Source organism: Allobosea psychrotolerans (assembly GCF_002917105.1).
GTDB classification, from domain to species: Bacteria; Pseudomonadota; Alphaproteobacteria; order Rhizobiales; family Beijerinckiaceae; genus Allobosea; species Allobosea psychrotolerans.
On sequence record NZ_PQFZ01000019.1, the window covers coordinates 81519 to 102782 of the forward strand.

A 21264-nucleotide genomic window follows, 5' to 3' on the forward strand; every position below is an offset into this window, starting at 1 on the left:
TGCTGACAGAACTGGCAGCGCGGCCCTTTACCTCACCCCTCGATCCGGCTGACGATGCAGGCAAGGGGGATCTTCCCGGCCGCTCGCTCGTTTGGGAACGGACGCCGTCTGAAGATCGATGGACAGAGGAGAGCGATCATGCAGAACGATCTGGAGCTCAGCGTGTCCCGGCGCGCCTTCGTGGCGGGCTCGGTCGCCGCTACGGCAGGTCCCCTGCTCGGCGCGATGCCGGCCCTGGCGCAGGCCAAGACCAGCATCGCAGTGCGCATCGAGCGCGACATCACCGTGCTCGATCCCGCCTTCCGCGGCGGCCCGCATGACGCCAATGTCATCCGTTGCGTCTATCAGCGCCTGATCAAGCAGAAGGACAGCTCGGTCGAGACCGAGCTCGATGCTGCAGCCGAGCTGAAGCAGGTCAGCCCGACCCTGATCGAGTTCACACTCAAGCCCGGGCAGATGTTCACCGACGGTTTCGGCGAGATGACAGCCGAGGACGTGAAGTTCTCCTTCGAGCGCTTCGCCGTCGCGCCCGTCGACGGCAAGATCTCTCCCTATAAGGGCGACTGGACCGGCCTGACCGGCGTCGAGGTCACCGGTACATACACCGGCAAGATCAACCTTTCGCAGCCCAATGCCGGATTGCTCGCCATCGCGATCGCCGATGCTTCGGGCTGCATCGTCTCGAAGAAGGCGGTGATGGCGCGCGGCGTCGAGCACAACACCAAGCCGGTCGGCTCGGGGCCCTATCAGGTCGTCTCGGTCGAGAAGCAGCGCGGTGCGGTGCTGAAGCGCAATCCGACCTATTCGGGTGCAAAGCCGACCTTCGAGGAGATCAAGGTCAATTTCATCCAGGATCCGAAGACGGCGGAATTGGCGCTGCGCTCGGGCGAGCTCGATTTTGCGGTGCTGCCGCCTTCCGTCGCCGAGCCGATGCGCTCGGCGCAAGGCATCGTCGTCGATCAGTCGCCGGGGCTGGCCTATGTCTGGCTCGGCATCAATATGGAGAAGCCGCCCTTCACCGATCTGCGCGTGCGCCAGGCGGTCAGGCTCGCGCTCGATGTCGACCAGATGCTGCTCGCCGGCTTCAACGGCAAGGCGCCGCGATTGAACACGCTGATCATGCAGCCGATCCTCGGCGCCTGGACGGAGGCGCCGGTCTATAAGCGCAATGTCGTCGAGGCCAAGAAGCTCCTCGCGGAAGCCGGCCAGACCGCGATCAAGACCCGCATCACCATCCTGAACCAGCCAGCCTATCAGACCATGGCGCTGGTGGCGCAGGCGCTGCTGAAGGAGGTCGGCATCACCGCCGAGCTCGATGTCCAGGAAGGCGGCACCTATTGGGACGCCGGCAAGGGTGAGGCCGGCAAGAATCTCGATCTGTTCATGATGCGCTTCAACGGCAAGCTCGACCCCAACTTCCTGATGCAGTGGTTCGTCTCCAGCCAGATCGGCACCTGGAACTGGCAGCGCTTCAACAGCCCGGAATTCGACAGGCTCTATCAGGAGGCGATCGTCGAATCCGATCCGGCCAAGCGCGCCGCGATCGTCATCAAGGCGCAGCAGGAAATGGACAAGTCGGCCGCCTTCGTCTGGCTCACCAACGACGTCGCTTTCGCCGTGCGACGCGCCTCGGTGAAGCCAGCCTATCTGCCCGGCGCGATCGACTGGCAGCTCGACCGCTTCACGAGCGTTTGAGCGGTTGGCTGGTTACTCGGCGATGATCGGCGCTTCAAGGCAACCTCTTCGTCATCCTGGGCGCCCGAAGGGCGTCCCGGGATCCATCGGAGGGTTCGGCGGTCTAGGGTGGATCCCGGGACGGCCTCTGGCTGCCCAGGACGACGGTGCGTTTTTTGATGAAACGCAGCGTCATCCGCCGAAGGCCCCGGAATGAGCGACACCGCGCGCTACCTCGTGAGCCGTTTCGTCACGACGCTGCTGATCGTGCTCGGCGCGATGTTGCTGCTGTTCACGCTCTCGGCGATCGTGCCGGGCGATCCGGCAACTGCTCTGCTCGGTCCGCAGGCGACGGCGGAATATGCGAAGCGCTTCATCGCCGAGATGGGGCTCGACCAGCCCTGGTATCGCCGCCTGCCGACCTTCCTCGGCCATGTCTTGACCGGCAATCTCGGCACCGACGTGCTTTCGGGCCGGCCGGTCGCGGGCATCGTCGGCGCAGTGCTTCCCTACACCTTTATCCTGACCTTCGCCTCGATCGGGCTTGCCGTCGTGATCGGCGTGCCGCTCGGCTGTTATGCCGCGACGCATCGCGGCTCGGCGCTCGATCATGCGCTGGCTTTCATCAGCGTCGCCTTCATCGCGATCCCCTCCTTCGTCATCGCGATCTTCCTGCTGCTGATCTTCTCGATCTGGTTGGACTGGCTGCCCGTGCTCGGCGCCGGTCAGCCCGGCGACTGGCTCGACCAGGCCAAGCGCCTGATCCTGCCGACGACAGCGCTGAGCGTCGGCTGGATCGGCTTCATCGCGCGCCTCATGCGCAGTTCCATGCTGGAGGTGATGGGCGAGAATTATATCCGCACCGCGCGCGCCTATGGCCTGTCGGACCGGATGGTGACCTATAAATACGCGCTCAAGAACGCCTGCATCCCGACCATCGCCGTGCTCGGCATGGGCATCGGCCGCTTGCTCGGGGGGGCCGTGCTGGTCGAGATCGTCTTCGCGCGGCCGGGTCTCGGCCGCCTGATTTTCGATGCGATCGCGACCCGCAATTTCCCTGTCCTGCAGGGCGCCGTGCTGGTCGTGGTGCTGATCTTCGTCGTCACCAACCTCCTCGTCGATCTCAGCTATTCCGCGATCGACCCGCGCATCCGCCGCGATGGCGCTCCGCAGGCGGCCGGGCAATGAATGCGCTGGCAGTGACAGCCGGCACCATCCGGCGCATAGGCTCGCATCTCGGCGGCGCAATAGGCCTCGTCATCGTCGCGGTCGTGGTGCTGTCGGCCGTGTTTGCGCCGCTGGTGGCGACGCATGATCCCGATGCGCTCGACGTGCTGAACCGCTTCACCGGCCCCACCGCCCAGCATTGGCTCGGCACCGACCATCTCGGGCGCGATCTCTATAGCCGCCTCGTCCATGGCGCGAGCGTCGCCATGGCGGTGGCGCTGACGGCGATCTCGACGGCGCTCATCGCCGGTACGCTGCTCGGCATCCTCGCGGCCTCGTTGCCGGCGCGCTCCGAGCGGCTCATCCTGATCCTGTTCGACGTGGTCTCGTCCTTCCCCAGCCTCGTGCTGGCGCTGGCGGCGGTCGCGGTTTTCGGCCCTTCGACCTTGCTCGTGGTGATCATCGTCGCGGTCACGCTGATCCCGCATTTCGGTCGTGTCGCCCGGGCCCAGGTGCTGACCGTGCGCAATGCGCCCTATATCGAGGCCGAACGCCTGCTCGGCGCCTCCTCCTGGCGCATCGTCTTCTCGCATATCCTGCCCAATATCGCCGGGCCGCTTGTCGTGCTCGCCTCGATCGACATTCCCGTGGTCATCACCATCGAGGCCGGACTGTCCTTCATCGGGCTCGGCGTCAGGCCGCCGCTCGCGAGCTGGGGCACGCTGATCTATGACGGCTACGCCTATCTCTCGGATTCCAAGCTCCCCGTGGTCATCGCCAGCAGCGCGCTCGCTCTCGCCACGCTCGGCTTCACGCTCTTCGGCGAGGCGCTTCGCGACGCGGTCGATCCGCGCCTCGACGGGGAGCGCTGACATGATGGTGTCAGCGCTCCCCGCTGTCATTCCGGGGCTTCGCGCAGCGAAGAACCCGGAACCCACGACTGGGTGGCACGCTTCGGCGACCGAGAAACGCTCGCCCGGTCGTGGGTTCCGGGTTCAGGCCTTCGGCCTGCCCCGGAATGACAGGGGGAGAGCGGCATGACTGACGCTTCTCCCCTCGTCAGCATCCGCAAGCTGACGCTCGACGCTACGACCGAGCGTGGCCCGGCTCATATCCTGCGTGGGCTCGACCTCGAGATCGGGCGTGGCCGCATTCTCGGCGTCGTCGGCGAGTCCGGCTCCGGCAAATCGACGCTCGCCTCCGCCTTGCTGCGCTTGCTCCCGAGCAATGTCAGCCGGCTCGACGGCGAGATCCGCTTCGACGGCACCGATCTGCTCGCATTGACGGATAGCGCGATGCAGGCCTGGCGCGGCGTGCGCATCGCCATGATCTTCCAGGATCCGATGACGGCGCTGAACCCGCTTTTCACCGTCGGCACCCATATGGTCGACGTGCTGCGGCGGCGCTTCCCCGAGCTGTCGCGGCGCGAGGCGCTGGCCCGCAGCGAGGCGATGCTGGTCAAGGTCGGTATCGCCGATCCGCGTCTGCGCCTGAAGGCCTATCCGCACCAGTTATCGGGCGGCATGCGCCAGCGCGTGATGATCGCCATGGCGCTCTCGGTCGAGCCCGACCTGCTGCTCGCGGATGAACCGACGACGGCGCTCGACGCCACGGTCGAGGCCCAGATCGTTGCATTGTTCGACCGGCTCAGGCAGGATTTTTCCGGCTCGATCGTCTTCATCTCGCATCATCTCGGGCTCGTCGCCGAGCTCTGCGACGATCTCTGCGTGATGTATGGCGGCGCGATCGTCGAGACCGGCCCGGTCGCCGAGGTGCTGAGGGCTCCGCGCCATCCCTATACCCGCGCGCTGCTCGACTGCGAGATCGAGGATGGCGACGAGGGCCGGCTCGCGACGATTCCCGGCGAGGTGCCCAACCCGCTGAGCGAATTGACGCAATGCATCTTCGCCAGCCGTTGCGCCCACACCGCCGATATCTGCCTGGAGCGGCACCCGCCGCTGGCAGTCATGGGGCAGGGCCGGCAGGCGGCCTGCATCCGCTCAGCCGAGGTACTGCCAAGCGAGGTGCTGCCATGAGTGCACCAGTGGTGGAGCGCGCGCCTTTGATCGCCTTCGACGATGTCTCGCTCGTCTATGGCGGCAAGGTGCGGGCGCTCGACGGCGTCTCCTTCGCGATCGGCAGCGGCGAGGTCGTCGGCCTCGTCGGGGAATCCGGCTCGGGCAAGACCACGCTCTGCCGCGTTCTGATGGGGCTGCTGCCCGCCTCATCGGGACGCGTCACGATCGCCGGGGAGCCCTTGGCGGTGCGTCTCGCGCGCGATCCGCTCGGCTTCCGCCGGCAGGCGCAGATGCTCAAGCAGGAGGCAGTCGCCTCGCTCTCGCCGCGCATGCGCATCCTGGCGCTGGCCGAGGAGCCGTTGAAGATCCACGGAATGCCGATGGCCGAGGGCCGCGCCCGCTTGCTGCGCATCCTCAAGCGCCTCGGCCTGCCCGAGGCGACGCTCGACAAATTTCCGCATCAGGTTTCGGGAGGACAGGCGCGCCGCGTCGCGATCCTGCGCGCCTTGGTGCTGGAGCCGCAGATCATCGTCGCCGACGAACCGACCGCGGGCCTCGACGTCTCCGTGCAGGGCGATCTGCTCAATCTGATGCGCGACCTGCATGAGGAGTTCGCGCTGACCTATCTCGTCGTCAGCCACAACCTCAATGTCGTGCGCCGGCTGACCGGCCGGACGATCGTGATGTATCTCGGCCAGATCGTCGAGGAGGCGCCGACCAGGGCGCTGTTCGAGGCCCCGGCCCACCCCTATGCGGCAGCGCTGCTCTCGACCAACCCTTCCGTCGATCCGGCCAGGCGCCGCGAACGCATCATCCTGAAGGGCGAGATCCCGAGCCCGATCAATCCGCCTTCCGGCTGCCGCTTCCACACGCGCTGCCCGCAGGTCGAGGAGCGCTGCAGGATCGAGATGCCGGAGCTGCGCGAGCTGGGCTCGGGCCGCCGCGTGCGCTGTCATTTCCCGCTGACCAAAACGGCCGCTCATACGGCCTGATCCCTCGGAGCAAGAGCCATGTCCGCGCCCGCCGCGATGCCGCCGATCTACATCACCTATATGAACCGCCTCGATATTGAGGCACTCGCCATCACCGATGACGAGATCCTGGCTGCGATCGAGGGCTCGTTGGCGACGCAAGGGCGCGGCGAGGCCGTGATCGAGCCGCGCATGCATCTCGAGCCCAAGGCGGCGAACGGCCATTTCAACGTGCTGCGCGGCGCGCTTGGCGGCGAGATCGACGCAGCCGGCGTCAAGGTCGTCGGCGACTTCGTCGAGAATTACAAGATCGGCCTGCCCTCGGAACTCGCTGTGCTGACCCTGTTCGACCGCTTCAACGGCAGTCCCAAGGCGATCCTCGACGCATCCGGCATCACCGACATGCGCACTGGTGCGGTCACTGCCATCGGCGCGAAATATCTCGCCCGCAAGGGCTCCAAGGTGCTCGGCCATGTCGGCGCGCGCGGCACCGCCTATTGGAATGTCCGCCTGCTCGATCATCTCTTCGATTTCGACGAGATCCGCGTGCATTCGCGCCGGCCCGAGAGCCGCGACGGTTTTGCGGCGAAACTCTCCGCCGATCTCGGCAAGCGCGTCATTGCCACGCCAGACTGGCGATCCTGCGTCGAGGGCGCCGATATCGTCGTCGAAGCTTCGCGGCTCGACCGGCCCGAGCCGATGCTGAAGACCGACTGGATCAAGAAGGGCGCCTTCGTCGTGCCCTATGGCACGATGAGCGCGGTCGAGTTCTCGCTGACCGACATCATGAGCAAGCTGGTCGTCGATGATTGGGGCCAGTGCAAGGGCGGCAAGTTCGGCAGCTTGCGTGCCCATGTCGAGGCCGGCAAGCTCTCGGAGGCAACGCTGCATGCCGAGATGGGTCAGATCGTCGCCGGCCTGAAACCTGGCCGTGAAAACGATGACGAGACCATCCTGTTCTGGCATCGCGGCCTGTCGCTGTCGGATATCGCGCTTGGCCACGCCATGCTGGAGAAGGGCAAGCGGTTGGGCATCGGCCAGCGCCTGCGCTTCGCCTGAGTGGGATCAGGTCGTTGCTCGTCGCCAATGCGCGGATGTATGCGGTCAATGCCGGCGTTCGCGCCGCCTGGGCGAAACTGTTCGGGCTGGTCTCGCAGAAGGCGGGCGTGCCGCTCGCGGTGATCGATCATGCCGCGCCCGCACCGCTTGAAGCGCTCTGGCGGCGCGACGATCTCGGCCTCGCCTTCATCTGCGGCTTTCCCTTCGCGGGTGGCGGCTTTTCCCTGCTGCCGATCGCGGCGCCCATCCCCGCAAGCCCGCTCGCATCCGGACAACCTCTCTACGCCAGCGATCTGATTGTGCGCGCCGACGGCCCGCTCCGCACGCTGGAGGATACGTTCGGCGGCCGTATCGGCTGGACGACCAGGCATTCGCAGTCCGGCTTCCAGGCGCTGCGCCGGCACTTGCTGCCCTATGTCAAATCTGGTGGACCGCTCTACCGCGAGAGCATCGGCGAACTGATGACGCCGCGCCGGGTAATCGAGGCCGTGCTCGACGACCGCATCGATGTCGGACCGCTCGATTCCTATTTCCACGGTCTGCTGAAGCGGCATGAGCCCGGGACGGCGGCAAGGCTGCGCGTCGTCGCGACGACGCAGCCGACGCCGATGCCATTGCTGGCTGCTTCGAGCGGGATCGATCCCGTGATTGTTGCAGCCTTGCGCGGCGCGTTGCTGGGGCTTGGCGCGGCCACGGCGGCAAAGCCTGTCCTCGCCGAACTATGCCTCACCGGCTTTGCCGCCGTCGAGATTGACGACTACAGGCCTTTGCTGGCGCAGGCCGCAGCCCTCGACCAATCCGGATATGGCGAACCGGGCTAGCGCATTTCCGCGTTTCTCTGAATCGCGGAAATGCGCTAGCTCCTTGTTTTATCGCATTGTCTTCACGCGGACCGGTGCCCACTTCGCTCGAAAATGCTCTCGGGCGCGCTCAGTCGTTCCAGAGGCCGCCGGTGATGCTGATCGTCTCGCCCGTGATGTAGTCGGCTTCGTCTGAGGACAGGAAGGCGACGGCCTTGGCGATGTCGTCGGGAATGCCCGGCCGCCGCAGCGGGATCGCCTGCGCGCGCTCATAGGCGTCTGGCAGTCCCTCGGCCTTGCGCTTGATCTCGGATTCGTCGCGCATCTTGGTGTCGACAATCAGGCCCGGTCCGACGGCGTTGACGCGCACGCCGTGCTCGCCGAGTTCGGTCGCGAGCGATTGGGTGATGCCGACGATCGCGAACTTCGAGGCGCAATAGGCGCTGTACGAAGCCACGCCCGACTTTCCCATCCAGGAGGCGATGTTGACGATTGCGCCCTTGCGGTTCGCAACCATTTCGGGCGCGACCGCGCGCGTCATGTGGAACAGCCCGTCGACATTGACCGAGAAATGCGCCTTCCAGTCCGCCTCGCTGGTCTCCAGCAACTTGCCGACCTTCAGGATGCCGGCATTGTTGACCAGGATGTCGATGGGGCCGAGCGCCGCGCGCAGCGTCTCGACGGCTGCCTCCACCTGACCGCTCGACGAGACGTCGCCGGCCGCGACCGCGACCTTGCCGCCATCCTTGCGCAGGCTTTCAGCCGTCGCTTGCGCGGCTGCGAGATCAAAATCCAGAATGCCGACATCGCAGCCCTCGGCGAGCAGCCGCGCCGCGATGGCCCGGCCGATGCCATGGGCGGCGCCGGTGACGATCGCCTTGCGTCCTTCAAGTCCGTACATGCGCGGGAATCCTGTCGATCGGAGTCTGGAGAGCGGGCCGCTCCTTATAATATATCAGCGCGCTGTCCAACCGCCGTCGGCAACCAGCGTCGTCCCCGTGCAGAACGACGACTCGTCGCTGGCAAGAAAGAGCATTGCCCTGGCGATCTCGACGGGCTGTCCCAGTCGCTCCATGGCCTGGCGCTGCTCGAGGCCGCGGCGGAGTTCGGCGCCGTCGGGTCCGCTCAGGATCTTGGCGAAATAGGGCGATTCGATCGTGCCTGGCGCGACGCAGTTGATCCGGATCTTCGCCGCGACATGGTCGATCGCCATCGCCCGCGTCAGCGCGGCGACGGCGCCCTTGGAGGCGACATAGGCTGCGCGATCGGTGATGCCGACATTGGCGACGGCGGACGCCGTGTTGACGATGACGCCGCCGCCCTGCTTTTCCATCACCGGGATCGCATGCTTGCAGCCGAAGAACACGCCCTTGACGTTCACCGCCATCAGCGCGTCCCAGTCGGCCTCCGATGTGGTGACGACCGTGCCGGCGAAACCGAAGCCGGCATTGTTGACGAGGATGTCGAGCCGGCCATGATCGGCGACGACCCTGTCGATCATCGCCTTGATCTCGGCTTCCTTGCTGACGTCGACCGTATGTGCGCTCGCCTTGCCGGAATGGCTCGTGATCTCGGCCGCGACGCGTTCGGCGGCGGCCCCGTCACGGTCGGCGACGATCACGATGGCACCCTCTGCAGCGAAGAGCTTCGCCGCCTCGTGGCCGATGCCGGAGCCGCCCCCGGTGATGATCGCGATCTTGCCAGCAAGCTTCATCCTGTCTGTCCCTCGTCCCGTCACGCGATTGCGCCGTATTTATATATCAGGTGCGAATGGCCGTCACAGCATCATCACCGGAGCGAAGAACTGCTCGATCGCTGCCAGCAGCGAACGGCCGACGATCCAGGAGGATTTCGGATTGCTCGGGGAGGGGCGGTTGGCGATGGCAAGATGCATCGTGCCGAATTCGCTGCGCGCGGTCACGACATGGGTGTTGCCGGTCGCGGCGGGGTCGCAGACCACATCGACGCCGGTCGCCTCGAAGCCCGGCCCCGCCAGCGCCAGCGCGGCCGCGACGTTGAGGTTCTGCGGATAGGCGGCCGCCGCCTCGCGCGCATTGCCCGAGAACAGCGTCACGGGGGCGTCGAGCCTGTCGGGATCATGGCCGAGCGCCTTGAGCTCCGCGCTCCAGGCGGCGGGAGGCTTGCGCGATTCATAGCGCAGCGTGAGCTCGCTTGCGTGCCGGACCGCGCGGACATAGTCGAGCGCACCGAGTGCACCCGAGGGCAGCAGCAAGCGCCCGCCATGCTCGCGCGCCGTCGCCACGAGGCTCGCAAGCAAGGCCTCGTCATGCAAGGCGCCGATCGAGGAGATCAGCACAGGCAGGCCAAGCGCAAGACATCCCGGAACGCTGCCGCGCACTGCCTCATGGCCGGCCGCCTCGACGACGAGGTCGGGGGCGAAGGCGGCGAGTTCGGCGAGGTCCGAGAGCGGGGTGCAGCTCGGCGGCAGGCGCTGGCGCGAGGCCGATCCTGGCTTGAGCAGCACGCCCAGCTCATAGCCCGGCTGCGGCGCGTCGAGCAGCGCGGCAGCGAGATCGCCGGCGATCGCGCCGAAGCCGATCAGGACGAGGCGGCGCGGCTTCATCCGAGCTCGCCGATCCATTCCGCGACATTCGCCGTGAAGGCGTCGGGCCGCGAGACCGGGAAGAAATGCCCGCCCGTGTCGAGCATCGTCTTGCGCGATCCAGGCAGCGCCGCCGCCAACTCCTCCTGCAGGAAGGCCGGCACGATCATGTCGTCGCGCGCGCCCAGGACCAGGATCGGCATCATCAGCGAGGCGGTGCTGGCGGAGCCGTCGAAGGACATCAGCGCGTCGATGCGCTCGCGCACGACCTGCCGTGCCTGCGCCGTCACCGGGGCGGCGGCGAGGGCAGCGTCGTAAGTGCCCCAATTCGCCTCGATCCAGGCAGGCGGATAGGCCATCAGCACAGCCGTCGCGGCATAGGCATGCGGGTTGTCGTCGAGGATCGCGCGGCGGGTGCCGAACAGGCTGGTCATGTAGCGGCTGGGCTTGAGCCAGGTCGCGCTCAGGATCAGCCCGTCGAGCCGTTCGGGCGCGAGCCGGCCCAGCGCCTGGCCGATGCAGCCGCCTGTCGAATGGCCGAGCAGGACAGTGCGATCGGCGCCGGCGGCATCGAGCACGCTGAGGCAGTCCTGCGCCAATTGGTCGATGGTGCAGGCGGCGGTGCCGCGCGTGCTCGCGCCGATGCCGCGCTGGTCGAAGCGGATGATGCGGAAGGAGCGCGCCAGCGTCGCGGCGTTGCTATTCCAGAAGCCGGCTGTGCCGCCCAGCCCGCTGACGAGCAGCAGCGTCGGACCCTGGCCCTCGCTGGTCACGTGCAGTACGGCGCCGTCGGGAGTCTCGGCGGTGAAATGTCCGGCCATACCGGATTGCGATGTGGTGCTCATTGCAGTGGCGAATAGGAAACGGGGGTGAGGATGCGCGTGTTCTGGATGTCGATCAGCCCATCGACGCGCTTGAGGTAGTCCTGCCAGCGCGGATCGGCCAGCATCGTCTTGCGCTTGGCCGTGCGCTCGTCGAGGCTCTGATAGCTCCAGAGCGCGACGACATGGTTCAGCTCGCCGATCTCGGTGGTGAAATAAGCGATGAAATTGCCCAGATGCTCCTTTTGCAGCGGCAGGCCGTGCTCGCCATAGATCTTGACGAATTCGCCGAGCTTGCCGGCCTTGATGCGATAATCGCGCTCTTCATAGATCATCGGGCGATCCTCCCCTGTCACGCATCAGGCATGAGGATCTGCGCCCTCGTGCTCATGCGTCTGCTGCATCGCGCTGAGCCGTTCGCCGCAACTGCGGCTTCGGTCATGCTCACTAAGCATGGCCTAGCTGGCTCGCCGCCGCCATGCACGCAAAGACGGGGCCGGGGCGCGGGCCATGCAGATCACGGTCGGGGTCGCGGGAGGCGCCGGTCCGGCCGAGACAGCCATGCGCCCCGCCCTGTATGGCGTTCTCGGGATGGGCTGTTCAGAGCAGCGACTGCAATCCCGGCCGGCATGGCGCCGGCGCCTGCGACTATTGGGGCGCTGCTTACGGCTGCGGGCCGGCCGGCGAAGCCGGGGCCGCGGGGATCTCGCTGGCGGCCGGTGCGGGCGCGCTCGGACCTTCAAGCCCGACCAGCGCGATCTTGAGATAGCCTGCCGCGCGCAGCGTGTTCATCAGCTTGACGACCTCGCCATAGGAGACCGATTGGTCGGCGCGCACGAAGATGCGCTGCTCGCGGTCGGATTTGGTCTGCGCGTCGAGCGCCTGGGCGAGTTGCTCGTTGGTGACGGGCTGTTCGCCCAGCACCATCGCGAGATCGGCCTTCAGCGTCAGGAAGACCGGCTTCTCGGGGCGCGGCTGAGGCTTGGCGGTCGAGACAGGAAGCTCGACCGGCGCATCGACGGTGGAGAGCGGGGCCGCGACCATGAAGATGATCAGCAGCACCAGGATCACGTCGATGAACGGTGTGACGTTGATCTCGCTGGCCTCGGGCAGGTCGTCATCCCCGAAGCCGCCATTCGCATTGATGCCGCCGGCCATGGCGTCACTCCGCCGCGCGCTGCAGCGCGCTGCGGCTGCGGTCGAGATCGCGCGAGACCAGCCGGGCGACGGTCGCGGCGGCGTCGCCGACCTCGGCGCGGTAGCCGGCGATACCGCGGCTGAACAGGTTGTAGATGATCACGGCGGGAATGGCGGCGACGAGGCCGATCGCGGTGGCGAGCAGCGCCTCGGCGATGCCCGGAGCGACCACGGCGAGGTTCGTGGTCTGCGCCTTGGAGATGCCGATAAACGAATTCATGATCCCCCAGACGGTGCCGAACAGCCCGACGAAGGGCGCCGTCGAGCCGATCGTCGCCAACCAGCCGGTGCCGCGCGCGATCTCGCGGCTGGCGGCGAGCTCGATCCGGTGCAGCCGCGAGACGACGCGCTCCTTGATGCCGTCCTTGTCATAGGCCTGCTTGGAGGCCTGCATCTCCTCCACCCCGGCCTCGATCAGCTTGCGGCCGAGCCTTTGCGCCTTGCCGAGCGCCAGCGAAGCCTCATTGAGGGTGGTCTGCCTTGCCAGGATCCGGGTCGCCTGCCGCAGTCGGCGCTTGGCGGCGCTCAATTCAAGCGTCTTGGCGAGCCCGATCGTCCAGGTTACGACCGAGGCGAAGGCCAGGCCCAGCATCACCGATTTCACGACGATATCGGCGGCCATGAACATCGACCAGCGCGAGAGGTCGTGCGGCATGGTCGTGGCCTGCGCATGGGCAAAAGCGGGGATGAGCAGGAACGTCGTCGCAGCGGCTGCGAGGCGCAGCGTCCGGCGCTGTCCGATGGTTGATTGGCGCGTCATGGTCACATCTCGGCCCGGTGGCGAATGAGGTAGTGTTGGCTTCCCGTCAGGCAGGCGCTGTGACGGCCCGCGCCGCAAGGGTTGCTCGGGTCCGGCGATCCGGGGGCCAGAGGAACCGCGGCGGCCTGTCGCGAACGGGCTTGTCTTTAAGGCGCGATATTGGCGAGTCAATGGCTCGAATGCAACGCGGTAGGAAAAATATACATTTGATATCAGTATCTTAGAGAGATTCTAATGAAGGGTTGAGTAGCCGGAGGGCGAGCCGTATCGGTGCGCATTCGTTCATCAGCCGTTCATGTCAAATTCATTCGGTCGCGGCTAAGTGTTTGTTAAGGCTCGCTCGCGGCGGGACGATCCGGTTGCGTGGTCTGGGGGGATCCGTCGCTGTTGCCGAGTTCGGACGACATGCAGGGCGTGGCCGGGCTGCCGAGTGACCGGCAGGTCGCCTGGCGTTTTGCGGCGTTGACCGGCGGCTTCTGGCGGGGCGCGAGCGCCCGCCGCGCCTGGTTCTGGTCGCTCCTGCTCGCTGTTGCGATCATTCTCTCCGTTTTCGCCAATGTCACCGTCAATCGCTGGAACGGCTGGTTCTTCGACGCGCTGGAGAAGAAGGACAGCGAGAGCGCGCTGATCGCGATGGCGGTCTTTCCGGCGCTGGTGCTGATCGCGGCCGGGCTCGGCGTCCTCATCCTCGTCGCCCGCGAGACCTTCCAGGTGCACTGGCGGCAATGGGTCACGGGCAAGCTGGCCGATGGCTGGATCAATGAGCGCCGCTTCTTCCGGCTCGGCCTTTCCGGCTACGAGCCGGCCAATCCCGAATACCGCATCGCCGACGATGTCCGCTGGGCGACCGAGCCGGTGGTCGATTTCGCCATCGGCCTGCTCACGGCGGTCATCACCATCATCACCTTCATCGAGATTCTCTGGGAAATCGGCGGCGCGCTGCAGGTCGCGACCGGCGGCGGCCGGGTCACGATCCCCGCCTATATGGTGCTGGCGGCGATCGTCTATGCCGTGCTCGTCTCCCTCCTCATCAGCATCGTCGGGCGCCGCCTGCCGCGCCTGATCGCGGCGCGCAACGAGGGCGAGGCGCGATTGCGCTTCTCCCTGATGCGCATCCGCGACCATGGCGAGACGATCGCGCTCGCCCGTACCGAGCCCGGCGAGCGCCGCGCCGTGGCCCAGACCTATGACGGCCTCGTTGGGCGCTGGCTCGCGATGATCCGCCAGCGCGGCCGTTTGACCTGGATCACCAATGGCAGCGGCGCGCTGGTGCCCGTGGTGCCGCTGCTGCTGGCCGCGCCGAAATACCTCTCCGGCGAAATGTCGCTCGGCGGCGTCGTGCAGGTCGCAGCCGCCTTCCTGGCGGTGCAAAACGCCTTCAACTGGCTGCTCGACAACTTCATGCGCATCGCCGAATGGCTTGCGGCGGCAAGGCGCGTCAACGAGCTCGCCGATGCGCTGGAGCGCGTCGACGGCGAGCCTCCGGGCGATCATCTGAGCGTGACGCCGAGCCCTGACGGTCTGCTGCGACTGCACGAGGTCACGCTGGTCGACCGCGACGGCCGTACGCTTGCTGCCGATATCGAACTGTCGCTGCCGCCGGGCGCGATGCTGCATCTCTCGGGCGAACTCGGCCTCGGCAAGGCTGCCCTGATCCAGGCGATCGCTGGCCTCTGGCCCTGGGGGCGGGGCGAGATCGCGCTGCCGCGGGAGGCGCTGGTGACGGTCGTGCCGCAGAAGCTGCATCTCACCGAGGGCAGCTTGCGGGCCGTGCTCGATACCGGGCTGACCCGGCCCTCCGAGCCTCTGGTGGAGGCCCTGCGCCGCTACAGCCTGTCGGCTCTCGCGCCACGGCTCGACGAGATCCGCGACTGGGACAAGGAACTCGCGACCGGGGACCGGCAGCGCCTCGCGCTCGCTCGGGCCGAGTTGGAGGCGCCCGACATCATCCTGCTCGACGAGGCGACGAGCGCGCTCGAGACCGAGATGGCGCTGGAGCTGATCGAGCAGTTGCGCGCGGCACGGCCGGACGTGATCATCCTCGCCTTCGGCCAGAGCGCCGGCTTCGCCGAGGCCGCGACGCATCGTCTGGTTCTGAAGCGGGCCGGCGGCGTCGTGCGCATGGTCGGTGCCGACAAGGCGCGCGCGGGTGCGCATGCCGAACTGGCGGAATAGGGCGCGCGATGAACCTGCTCCCGTGCCTGCGACCCCATCCTTCCCCAAAGCCGCCGGTGGGAGCGCCGGCGCTCATGCCGAGGAGCCGACATCGATGACAGCCGCGACGATGAACATCTGGGACGTTTATTGGGGCCTGCGCGTCGACCAATGCCCCTGCGACGTGCATTTCGTCGAATGGCTGGAGGAGGAGGGCCTGACCGGCAAGCGCATCTACCATTTTGGCACGGGCGGGCATCATTATGTCGGCATTCGCTGCGCCGAGCCGGAATTGAACAACACCGTGCTCGGCATCACCGCCTCGCCCAAGGAATATGACGCCTTCGTCAAGCTGGCGACGGCAAGCCCGACCATCACCAAGACCTATTCAGCCTATTTCGGCGACATCTACACCAGCAACGCCCGGCTGCTGCCGCGCTTCGACATTGTGACGCTGTTCCATGCCTGCGAGTTCAGGACCGAGGCCAACGACGCCTATGGCGCGCTGACCGATCGCGAGGTGATCGACCTCTTCACCACCCAGACCGATATCGGCGGCTATCTCCTGTTCTATACCGGCTCCTTCGCCTACGCCTCGGCCGAGCCGATCATCGCCGACTGGGCCAGGACGGCGCAGGTCGACGAAGTTGCCAGCTTCAAGACGCTGCGGGTGTTCCGGAAGACCGGCTGAGGCGCGTACGCGGCGGTGCAGAGCGCAAACGGCGCGACTGAGACGGCGAGGATTGCCCGCCGTGACGCGCGGCGTTATCTCTGTCGTGCAATGTGTCGAGAAAGGAGGGCTGCGTGATTACGTTCTTTCGTCACCATCGTCAGCGTGGCCCGGTCAACGCCCTGCAAAGCTGTTTGCAGGGCTGACCAGAGACGATTGCTTCACGGTTTTCTTCCCGGTCTGCCCTTCGTGGTAGCGCGGCGCTGAGCCTGCACAGGCTCGCGGCCCGCGCCTCTTCACACCATACCGAGCTTGGGAGGCTGCGGCCTCCGGTCCCGCATCGCGCGTTTCTAGCGGCGTATGCCGGCCACGGCTCGGGCAGAGCAGAGACCGACAATGGCATTGATCAATCTGAGGAATCTCGGCGTCACCTTGGGCACGCCGCTCTTTTCGAATCTGGACCTGACGATCGGGGCAAATGACCGCCTCGGCCTCGTCGCCGCCAATGGCCGGGGCAAGTCGACGCTGCTGCGCGTTATCGCCGGCGGGTTCGAGCCCAGCGCCGGCGAGATCACGCGCTCGCGCGGTTTGCGCGTCGGGCATGTCGAGCAGGATATCCCGGCCCGGTTCGCGGATACGGCCTTCCATGACCTCGTCCACCAGGCCTTGCCGGCCGAGCAGGGCGACAGCGAAGGTTGGCGCGTCGATGTTGTGCTCGACTCGCTCGAGGTTCCCGAGCCACTGCGCCAGCGCCCGCTCTCGCGCCTGAGTGGCGGCTGGCAAAGGCTGGCGATGCTCGCGCGCATCTGGGTGACCGAGCCCGATCTGCTGCTGCTGGACGAGCCGACCAACCATCTCGATCTCGCCCGGATCAATCAACTGGAAGACTGGCTCAACGCCCTGCCGCGCGAGGTGCCGGTGGTCATATCGAGCCATGACCGCGCCTTCCTGGACGCGACGACCAACCGGACGCTATTCCTGCGCCCGGAGCGTTCGCAGGTCTTCGCCTTGCCCTATACGCGGGCGCGCCTGACGCTTGACGAGATCGACGCCTCGGAGGAGCGCCGCTACCAGCGCGACCTGAAGACCGCCCAGCAATTGCGCCGGCAGGCCGCGAAGCTCAGGAATATCGGGATCAATTCCGGCAGCGACCTGCTGGTGGTCAAGACCAAGCAGCTCAAGGAAAGAGCCGAGCGCCTGGAGGATGCCGCCTTGCCCGCGCATCGCGAGCGCTCGGCAGGCGCGATCAGGCTCGCCAATCGCGGCACCCACGCCAAGGTCCTGGTCACGCTCGACGATGCGACCATCGCGGCGCCTGACGGGACGCCGCTGTTCAAAACCGGCAAGCGCTGGATCAACCAGGGCGATCGCATCGTCCTGCTCGGAGGCAACGGAACCGGCAAGTCGCGCCTCGTCGGCCTGATCCGGCGCGCGATCGTGGAGCCTCAGGGAGCGTCGGAGGCGATCAGGGCGACGCCGTCCCTGAAGCTCGGCTATAGCGACCAGAACCTGTCCGAGCTTGCGCCTGACGACACGCCCGGGGCGGCGATCGGCCGGCGCTTCGATGTCGGCGATCAGCGCGCCCGCTCACTGCTGGCCGGCGCGGGCCTGACCATCGAAATGCAGGACAGCCCCATCGGGCGCCTCTCCGGCGGGCAAAAGGCGCGGTTGATGCTGCTGATCCTGCGCCTGGCCGATCCCAACTTCTACCTGCTGGACGAACCAACCAACCATCTCGACATCGAGGGACAGGAGGCGCTGGAGGCCGAGTTGTTGGGCCATGAGGCGAGCGGCCTGCTGGTCTCGCATGACCGCAGCTTCGCCCGGACGGTCGGCAATCGCTTCTGGCTGATCGAGAACCGGCGCCTGGTCGAGCTCGAGGGGCCCGATCAGCTCTTCGCCGCCGTTGCCGGGCGGGATGCTTGAAAGGATCCTCGCCGGAGGGATCCTTGCACTATGCGGCGGCTGCAAAGGCCGCCGCATAGCAATGGGCCGCGTCCCGGAAACGCCTCCGGGCGTGACCTGCGTCAGCCTCATGGCGCGCATTCGTCGCGCCGTTCCGGCTTGTGCATCCCGGTCGAGGCGTTATCTGTCGGGCAGGTCGCGTCCTGCGGCCTGTCGCCCCGCCCGGGGACCCGGCGCAGCAGCGTGCGGTCCCTACCAGCCTTCGAGCGAGTTCGCATATGTCCTTCGGCCCGCATGAGCCAGGTATGCCCTTGCGCAGGCGCAGCCGCTGGTGGTGGCTCGGCCCGCTGGCGAGTGCGACGATCTTTGCCGCTTCGCTGGTCGTGCTCTGGTTCATCATCCGGGAGATCGAGCCCGGCGCGCTCGCCGGGGCCTTCGCCAATGCCAGCCAGCGCCAGCTCGGTCTCGCGCTTGGCTTCACCGCGCTGAGCTATCTCCTGCTCACCGGCTATGACGCGCTGGCGCTGAAGCGATTGGGGCTCTCCATACCCTACCGCACCACGGCGCTCGCCTCCTTCACCAGCTATTCCGTCTCCTTCACGCTCGGTTTCCCGATCGTGACCGGCGGCACGGTGCGTTACTGGATCTATTCGCCCAAGGGCGTGCGCGCCTCCGAGGTCGCGAGCCTGACGGTGATCGCGGGCCTGACCTTCTGGCTCGGCCTCGGCGCGATCCTGTGCGCCTGCTTGTTCTATGATTCCGAGGGCGTCGCACGGCTGGCGCGCACCTCGCCGCTGGTGGTGCAGGGCGTCGGCGCGGCGGTGGCCCTCGGCACGCTGGGCTATCTCGCCTGGATCGCGAGCGGCGAGCGCACCATCCGCGTCAGCGGCTGGAACCTGCCGCTGCCGGGCTTGGGGATCACGCTCGGCCAGATGTGCCTGGGCGCCTGCGAGGTCTGCGCAGCGGCAGCCGTGCTCTTCGTCCTGCTGCCGGGCGGGCACAACATCGACTATCCGAGCTTCCTCGCGGTCTATGTCTTCGCCTGCCTGATCGGTATCGCCAGCCACGCACCTGGCGGGCTCGGCGTCTTCGAGGCGACGATGCTGGTTGCGCTGAGCCGCCTGCCTTACGAGGGCGTGCTTGGCGCGCTGCTGCTCTTCCGCATCATCTATTACCTGCTGCCTTTCATCCTGGCGCTGGTCCTGCTGGCGCTGAACGAGATGATCAGGCGGATCAGGCGGCGGGAGCGCTGAGCGCCGCCAGCCTCTCCGGATCTGGCTTATTTCTCCCCGCCCTTGTCGAGATAGCGCGCCGCGCTCAGCGTGATCTTGTGGTCGAGCTGGCCGATCGCCGCCTCGTCCTTGTCCTTGTAGGGAACGGCCTGGAGCACGAGACGGATGGCGTTGAGCCGGGTGCGGAACTTATCGTTGCCGCGCACCACGCTCCAGGGCGCCCATGAGGTCGAGCTCCGCTCCAGGATCTCGTCGAAGGCCTCGGAATAGGCGTCGAAGCGCGGGATTGCCTCGAAATCGATCGGCGACAGCTTCCAGCGCTTGAGCGGGTCGTGCCAGCGCGCATGCAGCCGCATCATCTGCATCTCGCGGCCGATGGTCAGGAAGAGCTTGATCATGCGGATGCCGTCGCGCACCAGCATGCCCTCGAAGGCGGGGGCCTCGCGCAGGAAGGCATCGGTCTGGTCGGGCGTACAGAACTCCATCACGCGCTCGACGCCGGCGCGGTTGTACCAGGAGCGGTCGAAGAACACGATCTCGCCCGCCGCCGGCATTTCCACGGCATAACGCTGGAAATACCATTGCCCCTTCTCGATGTCGGAGGGCTTCGGCAGCGCCACGACGCGCGCCCGGCGCGGATTGAGATGCTGGGTGAAGCGGGTGATCGTGCCGCCCTTGCCGGCGCCGTCGCGCCCTTCGAGCACGATGACGATGCGCTCGCCGCTCTCGCGCACCCAGGCGAGGAGCTTCTGCAATTCGATCTGCAGCGGCTCCATCTCCTTGTCGTAGTGCTTGCGCTTCATGCGCTTGTCATAGGGGTAGCCGCCGCTGTGGAAGGCGGCGTCGATGATGTGCTGTGGCAGGGTCTCCGCTTCGATGTCGAACGTGTCCCCGCTCTTCTTTCGCTTGGCGGATACCGGCGTCGGAGGGGCCTTCTTGGCGGAGGCACGCTTGGCCGTTTTGGCGCCGGCCGTCTTGGCTTTCGTCATGGATACGCGCTTGGCCATCTGTTTCTCCCTGGTCCTTGGCCGGCAAGCTAACCTGTGCGGGAGGTCAAGGGAATTGACGCGCGCCGGCGATCCGATCAGGAAGACATCCTCTCGCGTCGTCCGGCTCTCGCGCCTGCCTCGGTGGCGAGAGGACAGCGCAAGGTGCCGCGCCCGATGTTCGAGACTGTCGACCCCAATGCTCCCGCCACGCTCGCCCTGATCGGGGCGCTCGGCTCGGCCGTCGTCCTGCTCGATGCGCAAGGCGTCGTCCAGGCGTTGAGCCCGGCGATGAACGCGCTGATCCCGGCGCTCGACAAGGGCCGGCAGTTGACGCTCGTCATGCGCGATCCCGATCTGATCGGAGCGATGGAGCAGGTCTCGAGCCAGGGCGAGCGCCGCGTCATCGAACTGGTCGAGCGTGTGCCGGTCGAGCGCACCTTTCGGATCCATATCGCGGCGTTGCAGACTGCGGGCGGGCGTCGCTCCCTGCTGCTGACCTTCGAGGATCTCAGCGAGCAGCGGGTCACCGAGCGCATGCGGGTCGATTTCGTCGCCAATGCCAGCCATGAACTGCGCACGCCTCTGGCCTCGCTGCTTGGCTTCGTCGAGACGCTGCAGGGGCCCGCTCGCAACGATGCCGGCGCGCGCGACCGCTTCCTGACGATCATGCGTGAGCAGGGCCTGCGCATGGCGCGCCTCGTCGACGATCTGCTCTCGCTCTCGCGCATCGAGTTGCGCGCCCATCTGGCGCCTGAGACCCCGGTTGATCTCGCCGGCATCTCGCGCGAGATCGTCGATTCACTGGCTCTGATGGCGCGTGAGCGCAATGTGAATCTGCGCCTGTCGCTGCCCGAGCAGCCGGTGAAGGTTGCCGGCGATCGCGACGAATTGCTGCGGTTGATGGAGAACCTGGTCGAGAACGCCATCAAATACGGCCGCAAGGACGGTGAGGTCGCGATCGATGTCGTCGCTGGCGCGACCGAGGCCAGCGTCAGCGTGCGCGACGACGGGCCCGGCATCGCGCCCGAACACCTGCCGCGCCTGACCGAGCGCTTCTACCGGGTCGACACCGCCGCCAGCCGCGAAGCGGGTGGAACCGGCCTTGGCTTGGCCATCGTCAAGCACATCGTGCTGCGCCATCGCGGGCGCCTCACAATCGAGAGCTTGCTGGGGCAGGGCGCGACTTTCAAGGCGATCTTTCCGCGCCTCGGGCCGGCGCCGCGAACCACATCCTGAGATCCGGTTTGGAAATCGTCTGAGCCCTCATCCTGAGGAGCGCTCCGC

General features: G+C 66.8%; 20 protein-coding genes. 12 read left to right on the plus strand and 8 right to left on the minus strand.

Going from position 1 to position 21264, the window contains the following annotated elements:
- Nucleotides 1-138 precede the first annotated feature (138 nt).
- The 7 genes from CYD53_RS24230 to CYD53_RS24260 all read left to right on the plus strand — a co-directional run bounded on the left by CYD53_RS24230 (nucleotide 139) and on the right by CYD53_RS24260 (nucleotide 7710).
- Entirely contained in the window at nucleotides 139-1695 is a 1557-nt protein-coding gene (locus CYD53_RS24230; RefSeq protein ID WP_181012007.1) for an ABC transporter substrate-binding protein, read from the plus strand.
- Between the two features lie 192 nt (nucleotides 1696-1887).
- Complete coding sequence (locus tag CYD53_RS24235; RefSeq protein WP_210202422.1) at nucleotides 1888-2862, plus strand: ABC transporter permease; 975 nt, start codon at nucleotides 1888-1890, stop codon at nucleotides 2860-2862.
- Entirely contained in the window at nucleotides 2859-3713 is an 855-nt protein-coding gene (locus CYD53_RS24240; RefSeq protein WP_103720656.1) for an ABC transporter permease, read from the plus strand. Before CYD53_RS24235 ends, CYD53_RS24240 begins: the two co-directional genes overlap by 4 nt.
- Before the next feature lie 165 nt (nucleotides 3714-3878).
- Entirely contained in the window at nucleotides 3879-4877 is a 999-nt protein-coding gene (locus tag CYD53_RS24245) for an ABC transporter ATP-binding protein (protein ID WP_103720657.1), read from the plus strand.
- A complete protein-coding gene (locus CYD53_RS24250; protein ID WP_103720658.1) occupies nucleotides 4874-5851 on the plus strand; it encodes an oligopeptide/dipeptide ABC transporter ATP-binding protein in 978 nt (325 codons plus the stop codon). Before CYD53_RS24245 ends, CYD53_RS24250 begins: the two co-directional genes overlap by 4 nt.
- A gap of 36 nt (nucleotides 5852-5887) precedes the next feature.
- Nucleotides 5888-6889 (plus strand): ornithine cyclodeaminase family protein, encoded by a 1002-nt coding sequence (locus tag CYD53_RS24255; RefSeq protein WP_103720685.1) that lies wholly within the window; start codon nucleotides 5888-5890, stop codon nucleotides 6887-6889.
- Between the two features lie 14 nt (nucleotides 6890-6903).
- The gene (locus tag CYD53_RS24260; RefSeq protein WP_103720659.1) at nucleotides 6904-7710 is read left to right on the plus strand and encodes a phosphate/phosphite/phosphonate ABC transporter substrate-binding protein; all 807 of its coding nucleotides are present in this window, start codon (nucleotides 6904-6906) and stop codon (nucleotides 7708-7710) included.
- Between the two features lie 109 nt (nucleotides 7711-7819).
- Here CYD53_RS24260 and CYD53_RS24265 read toward each other — a convergent pair whose 3' ends face one another.
- The 7 genes from CYD53_RS24265 to exbB form a co-directional block, all read right to left on the minus strand.
- Nucleotides 7820-8590 carry an SDR family NAD(P)-dependent oxidoreductase gene (locus CYD53_RS24265; RefSeq protein WP_103720660.1) on the minus strand — a complete coding sequence of 257 codons (771 nt, stop codon included), beginning with the start codon at nucleotides 8588-8590 and terminating at the stop codon, nucleotides 7820-7822.
- A gap of 54 nt (nucleotides 8591-8644) precedes the next feature.
- Nucleotides 8645-9403 carry an SDR family oxidoreductase gene (locus tag CYD53_RS24270; RefSeq protein WP_103720661.1) on the minus strand — a complete coding sequence of 253 codons (759 nt, stop codon included), beginning with the start codon at nucleotides 9401-9403 and terminating at the stop codon, nucleotides 8645-8647.
- Between the two features lie 63 nt (nucleotides 9404-9466).
- Entirely contained in the window at nucleotides 9467-10273 is an 807-nt protein-coding gene (locus CYD53_RS24275) for an aspartate dehydrogenase (RefSeq protein WP_103720662.1), read from the minus strand.
- Entirely contained in the window at nucleotides 10270-11097 is an 828-nt protein-coding gene (locus tag CYD53_RS24280) for an alpha/beta fold hydrolase (protein WP_245928404.1), read from the minus strand. Before CYD53_RS24280 ends, CYD53_RS24275 begins: the two co-directional genes overlap by 4 nt.
- Nucleotides 11094-11408: an NIPSNAP family protein gene (locus tag CYD53_RS24285; protein ID WP_103720664.1), complete on the minus strand. Its 315-nt coding sequence runs from the start codon at nucleotides 11406-11408 to the stop codon at nucleotides 11094-11096. Before CYD53_RS24285 ends, CYD53_RS24280 begins: the two co-directional genes overlap by 4 nt.
- Before the next feature lie 328 nt (nucleotides 11409-11736).
- Nucleotides 11737-12231 carry a TonB system transport protein ExbD gene (gene exbD / locus CYD53_RS24290; RefSeq protein ID WP_103720665.1) on the minus strand — a complete coding sequence of 165 codons (495 nt, stop codon included), beginning with the start codon at nucleotides 12229-12231 and terminating at the stop codon, nucleotides 11737-11739.
- Nucleotides 12232-12235: 4 nt separating this feature from the next.
- Nucleotides 12236-13129, minus strand: coding sequence for a tonB-system energizer ExbB (gene exbB, locus CYD53_RS24295; RefSeq protein WP_425428340.1), 894 nt, complete (start codon nucleotides 13127-13129; stop codon nucleotides 12236-12238).
- Between the two features lie 288 nt (nucleotides 13130-13417).
- Between exbB and CYD53_RS24300 the strand changes: the two genes are divergently transcribed.
- From CYD53_RS24300 to CYD53_RS24315, 4 genes are all read left to right on the plus strand, one after another.
- The gene (locus CYD53_RS24300; protein ID WP_146055999.1) at nucleotides 13418-15205 is read left to right on the plus strand and encodes an ABC transporter ATP-binding protein/permease; all 1788 of its coding nucleotides are present in this window, start codon (nucleotides 13418-13420) and stop codon (nucleotides 15203-15205) included.
- Nucleotides 15206-15299: 94 nt separating this feature from the next.
- Nucleotides 15300-15875, plus strand: coding sequence for a hypothetical protein (locus CYD53_RS24305; protein ID WP_210202423.1), 576 nt, complete (start codon nucleotides 15300-15302; stop codon nucleotides 15873-15875).
- Between the two features lie 375 nt (nucleotides 15876-16250).
- Entirely contained in the window at nucleotides 16251-17780 is a 1530-nt protein-coding gene (locus CYD53_RS24310; RefSeq protein WP_103720668.1) for an ABC-F family ATP-binding cassette domain-containing protein, read from the plus strand.
- A 284-nt stretch (nucleotides 17781-18064) separates the two neighbouring features.
- The gene (locus CYD53_RS24315) at nucleotides 18065-19012 is read left to right on the plus strand and encodes a lysylphosphatidylglycerol synthase domain-containing protein (protein WP_245928405.1); all 948 of its coding nucleotides are present in this window, start codon (nucleotides 18065-18067) and stop codon (nucleotides 19010-19012) included.
- A 26-nt stretch (nucleotides 19013-19038) separates the two neighbouring features.
- Here CYD53_RS24315 and ppk2 read toward each other — a convergent pair whose 3' ends face one another.
- The gene (ppk2, locus tag CYD53_RS24320; RefSeq protein ID WP_103720670.1) at nucleotides 19039-19998 is read right to left on the minus strand and encodes a polyphosphate kinase 2; all 960 of its coding nucleotides are present in this window, start codon (nucleotides 19996-19998) and stop codon (nucleotides 19039-19041) included.
- A 156-nt stretch (nucleotides 19999-20154) separates the two neighbouring features.
- Between ppk2 and CYD53_RS24325 the strand changes: the two genes are divergently transcribed.
- The gene (locus CYD53_RS24325) at nucleotides 20155-21216 is read left to right on the plus strand and encodes an ATP-binding protein (protein WP_103720671.1); all 1062 of its coding nucleotides are present in this window, start codon (nucleotides 20155-20157) and stop codon (nucleotides 21214-21216) included.
- Nucleotides 21217-21264: the final 48 nt, after the last annotated feature.

Bases quoted from the DNA above. Each gene is read 5' to 3' on its own strand.
- CYD53_RS24230 (WP_181012007.1), top strand. From the start codon at position 139: ATGCAGAACGATCTGGAGCTCAGCGTGTCCCGGCGCGCCTTCGTGGCG.
- CYD53_RS24235 (WP_210202422.1), top strand. From the start codon at position 1,888: ATGAGCGACACCGCGCGCTACCTCGTGAGCCGTTTCGTCACGACGCTG.
- CYD53_RS24240 (WP_103720656.1), top strand. From the start codon at position 2,859: ATGAATGCGCTGGCAGTGACAGCCGGCACCATCCGGCGCATAGGCTCG.
- CYD53_RS24245 (WP_103720657.1), top strand. From the start codon at position 3,879: ATGACTGACGCTTCTCCCCTCGTCAGCATCCGCAAGCTGACGCTCGAC.
- CYD53_RS24250 (WP_103720658.1), top strand. From the start codon at position 4,874: ATGAGTGCACCAGTGGTGGAGCGCGCGCCTTTGATCGCCTTCGACGAT.
- CYD53_RS24255 (WP_103720685.1), top strand. From the start codon at position 5,888: ATGCCGCCGATCTACATCACCTATATGAACCGCCTCGATATTGAGGCA.
- CYD53_RS24265 (WP_103720660.1), bottom strand. From the start codon at position 8,590: ATGTACGGACTTGAAGGACGCAAGGCGATCGTCACCGGCGCCGCCCAT.
- CYD53_RS24270 (WP_103720661.1), bottom strand. From the start codon at position 9,403: ATGAAGCTTGCTGGCAAGATCGCGATCATCACCGGGGGCGGCTCCGGC.
- CYD53_RS24275 (WP_103720662.1), bottom strand. From the start codon at position 10,273: ATGAAGCCGCGCCGCCTCGTCCTGATCGGCTTCGGCGCGATCGCCGGC.
- CYD53_RS24280 (WP_245928404.1), bottom strand. From the start codon at position 11,097: ATGAGCACCACATCGCAATCCGGTATGGCCGGACATTTCACCGCCGAG.
- CYD53_RS24285 (WP_103720664.1), bottom strand. From the start codon at position 11,408: ATGATCTATGAAGAGCGCGATTATCGCATCAAGGCCGGCAAGCTCGGC.
- exbD (WP_103720665.1), bottom strand. From the start codon at position 12,231: ATGGCCGGCGGCATCAATGCGAATGGCGGCTTCGGGGATGACGACCTG.
- CYD53_RS24305 (WP_210202423.1), top strand. From the start codon at position 15,300: ATGACAGCCGCGACGATGAACATCTGGGACGTTTATTGGGGCCTGCGC.
- CYD53_RS24310 (WP_103720668.1), top strand. From the start codon at position 16,251: ATGGCATTGATCAATCTGAGGAATCTCGGCGTCACCTTGGGCACGCCG.
- CYD53_RS24315 (WP_245928405.1), top strand. From the start codon at position 18,065: ATGCCCTTGCGCAGGCGCAGCCGCTGGTGGTGGCTCGGCCCGCTGGCG.
- ppk2 (WP_103720670.1), bottom strand. From the start codon at position 19,998: ATGGCCAAGCGCGTATCCATGACGAAAGCCAAGACGGCCGGCGCCAAA.
- CYD53_RS24325 (WP_103720671.1), top strand. From the start codon at position 20,155: ATGTTCGAGACTGTCGACCCCAATGCTCCCGCCACGCTCGCCCTGATC.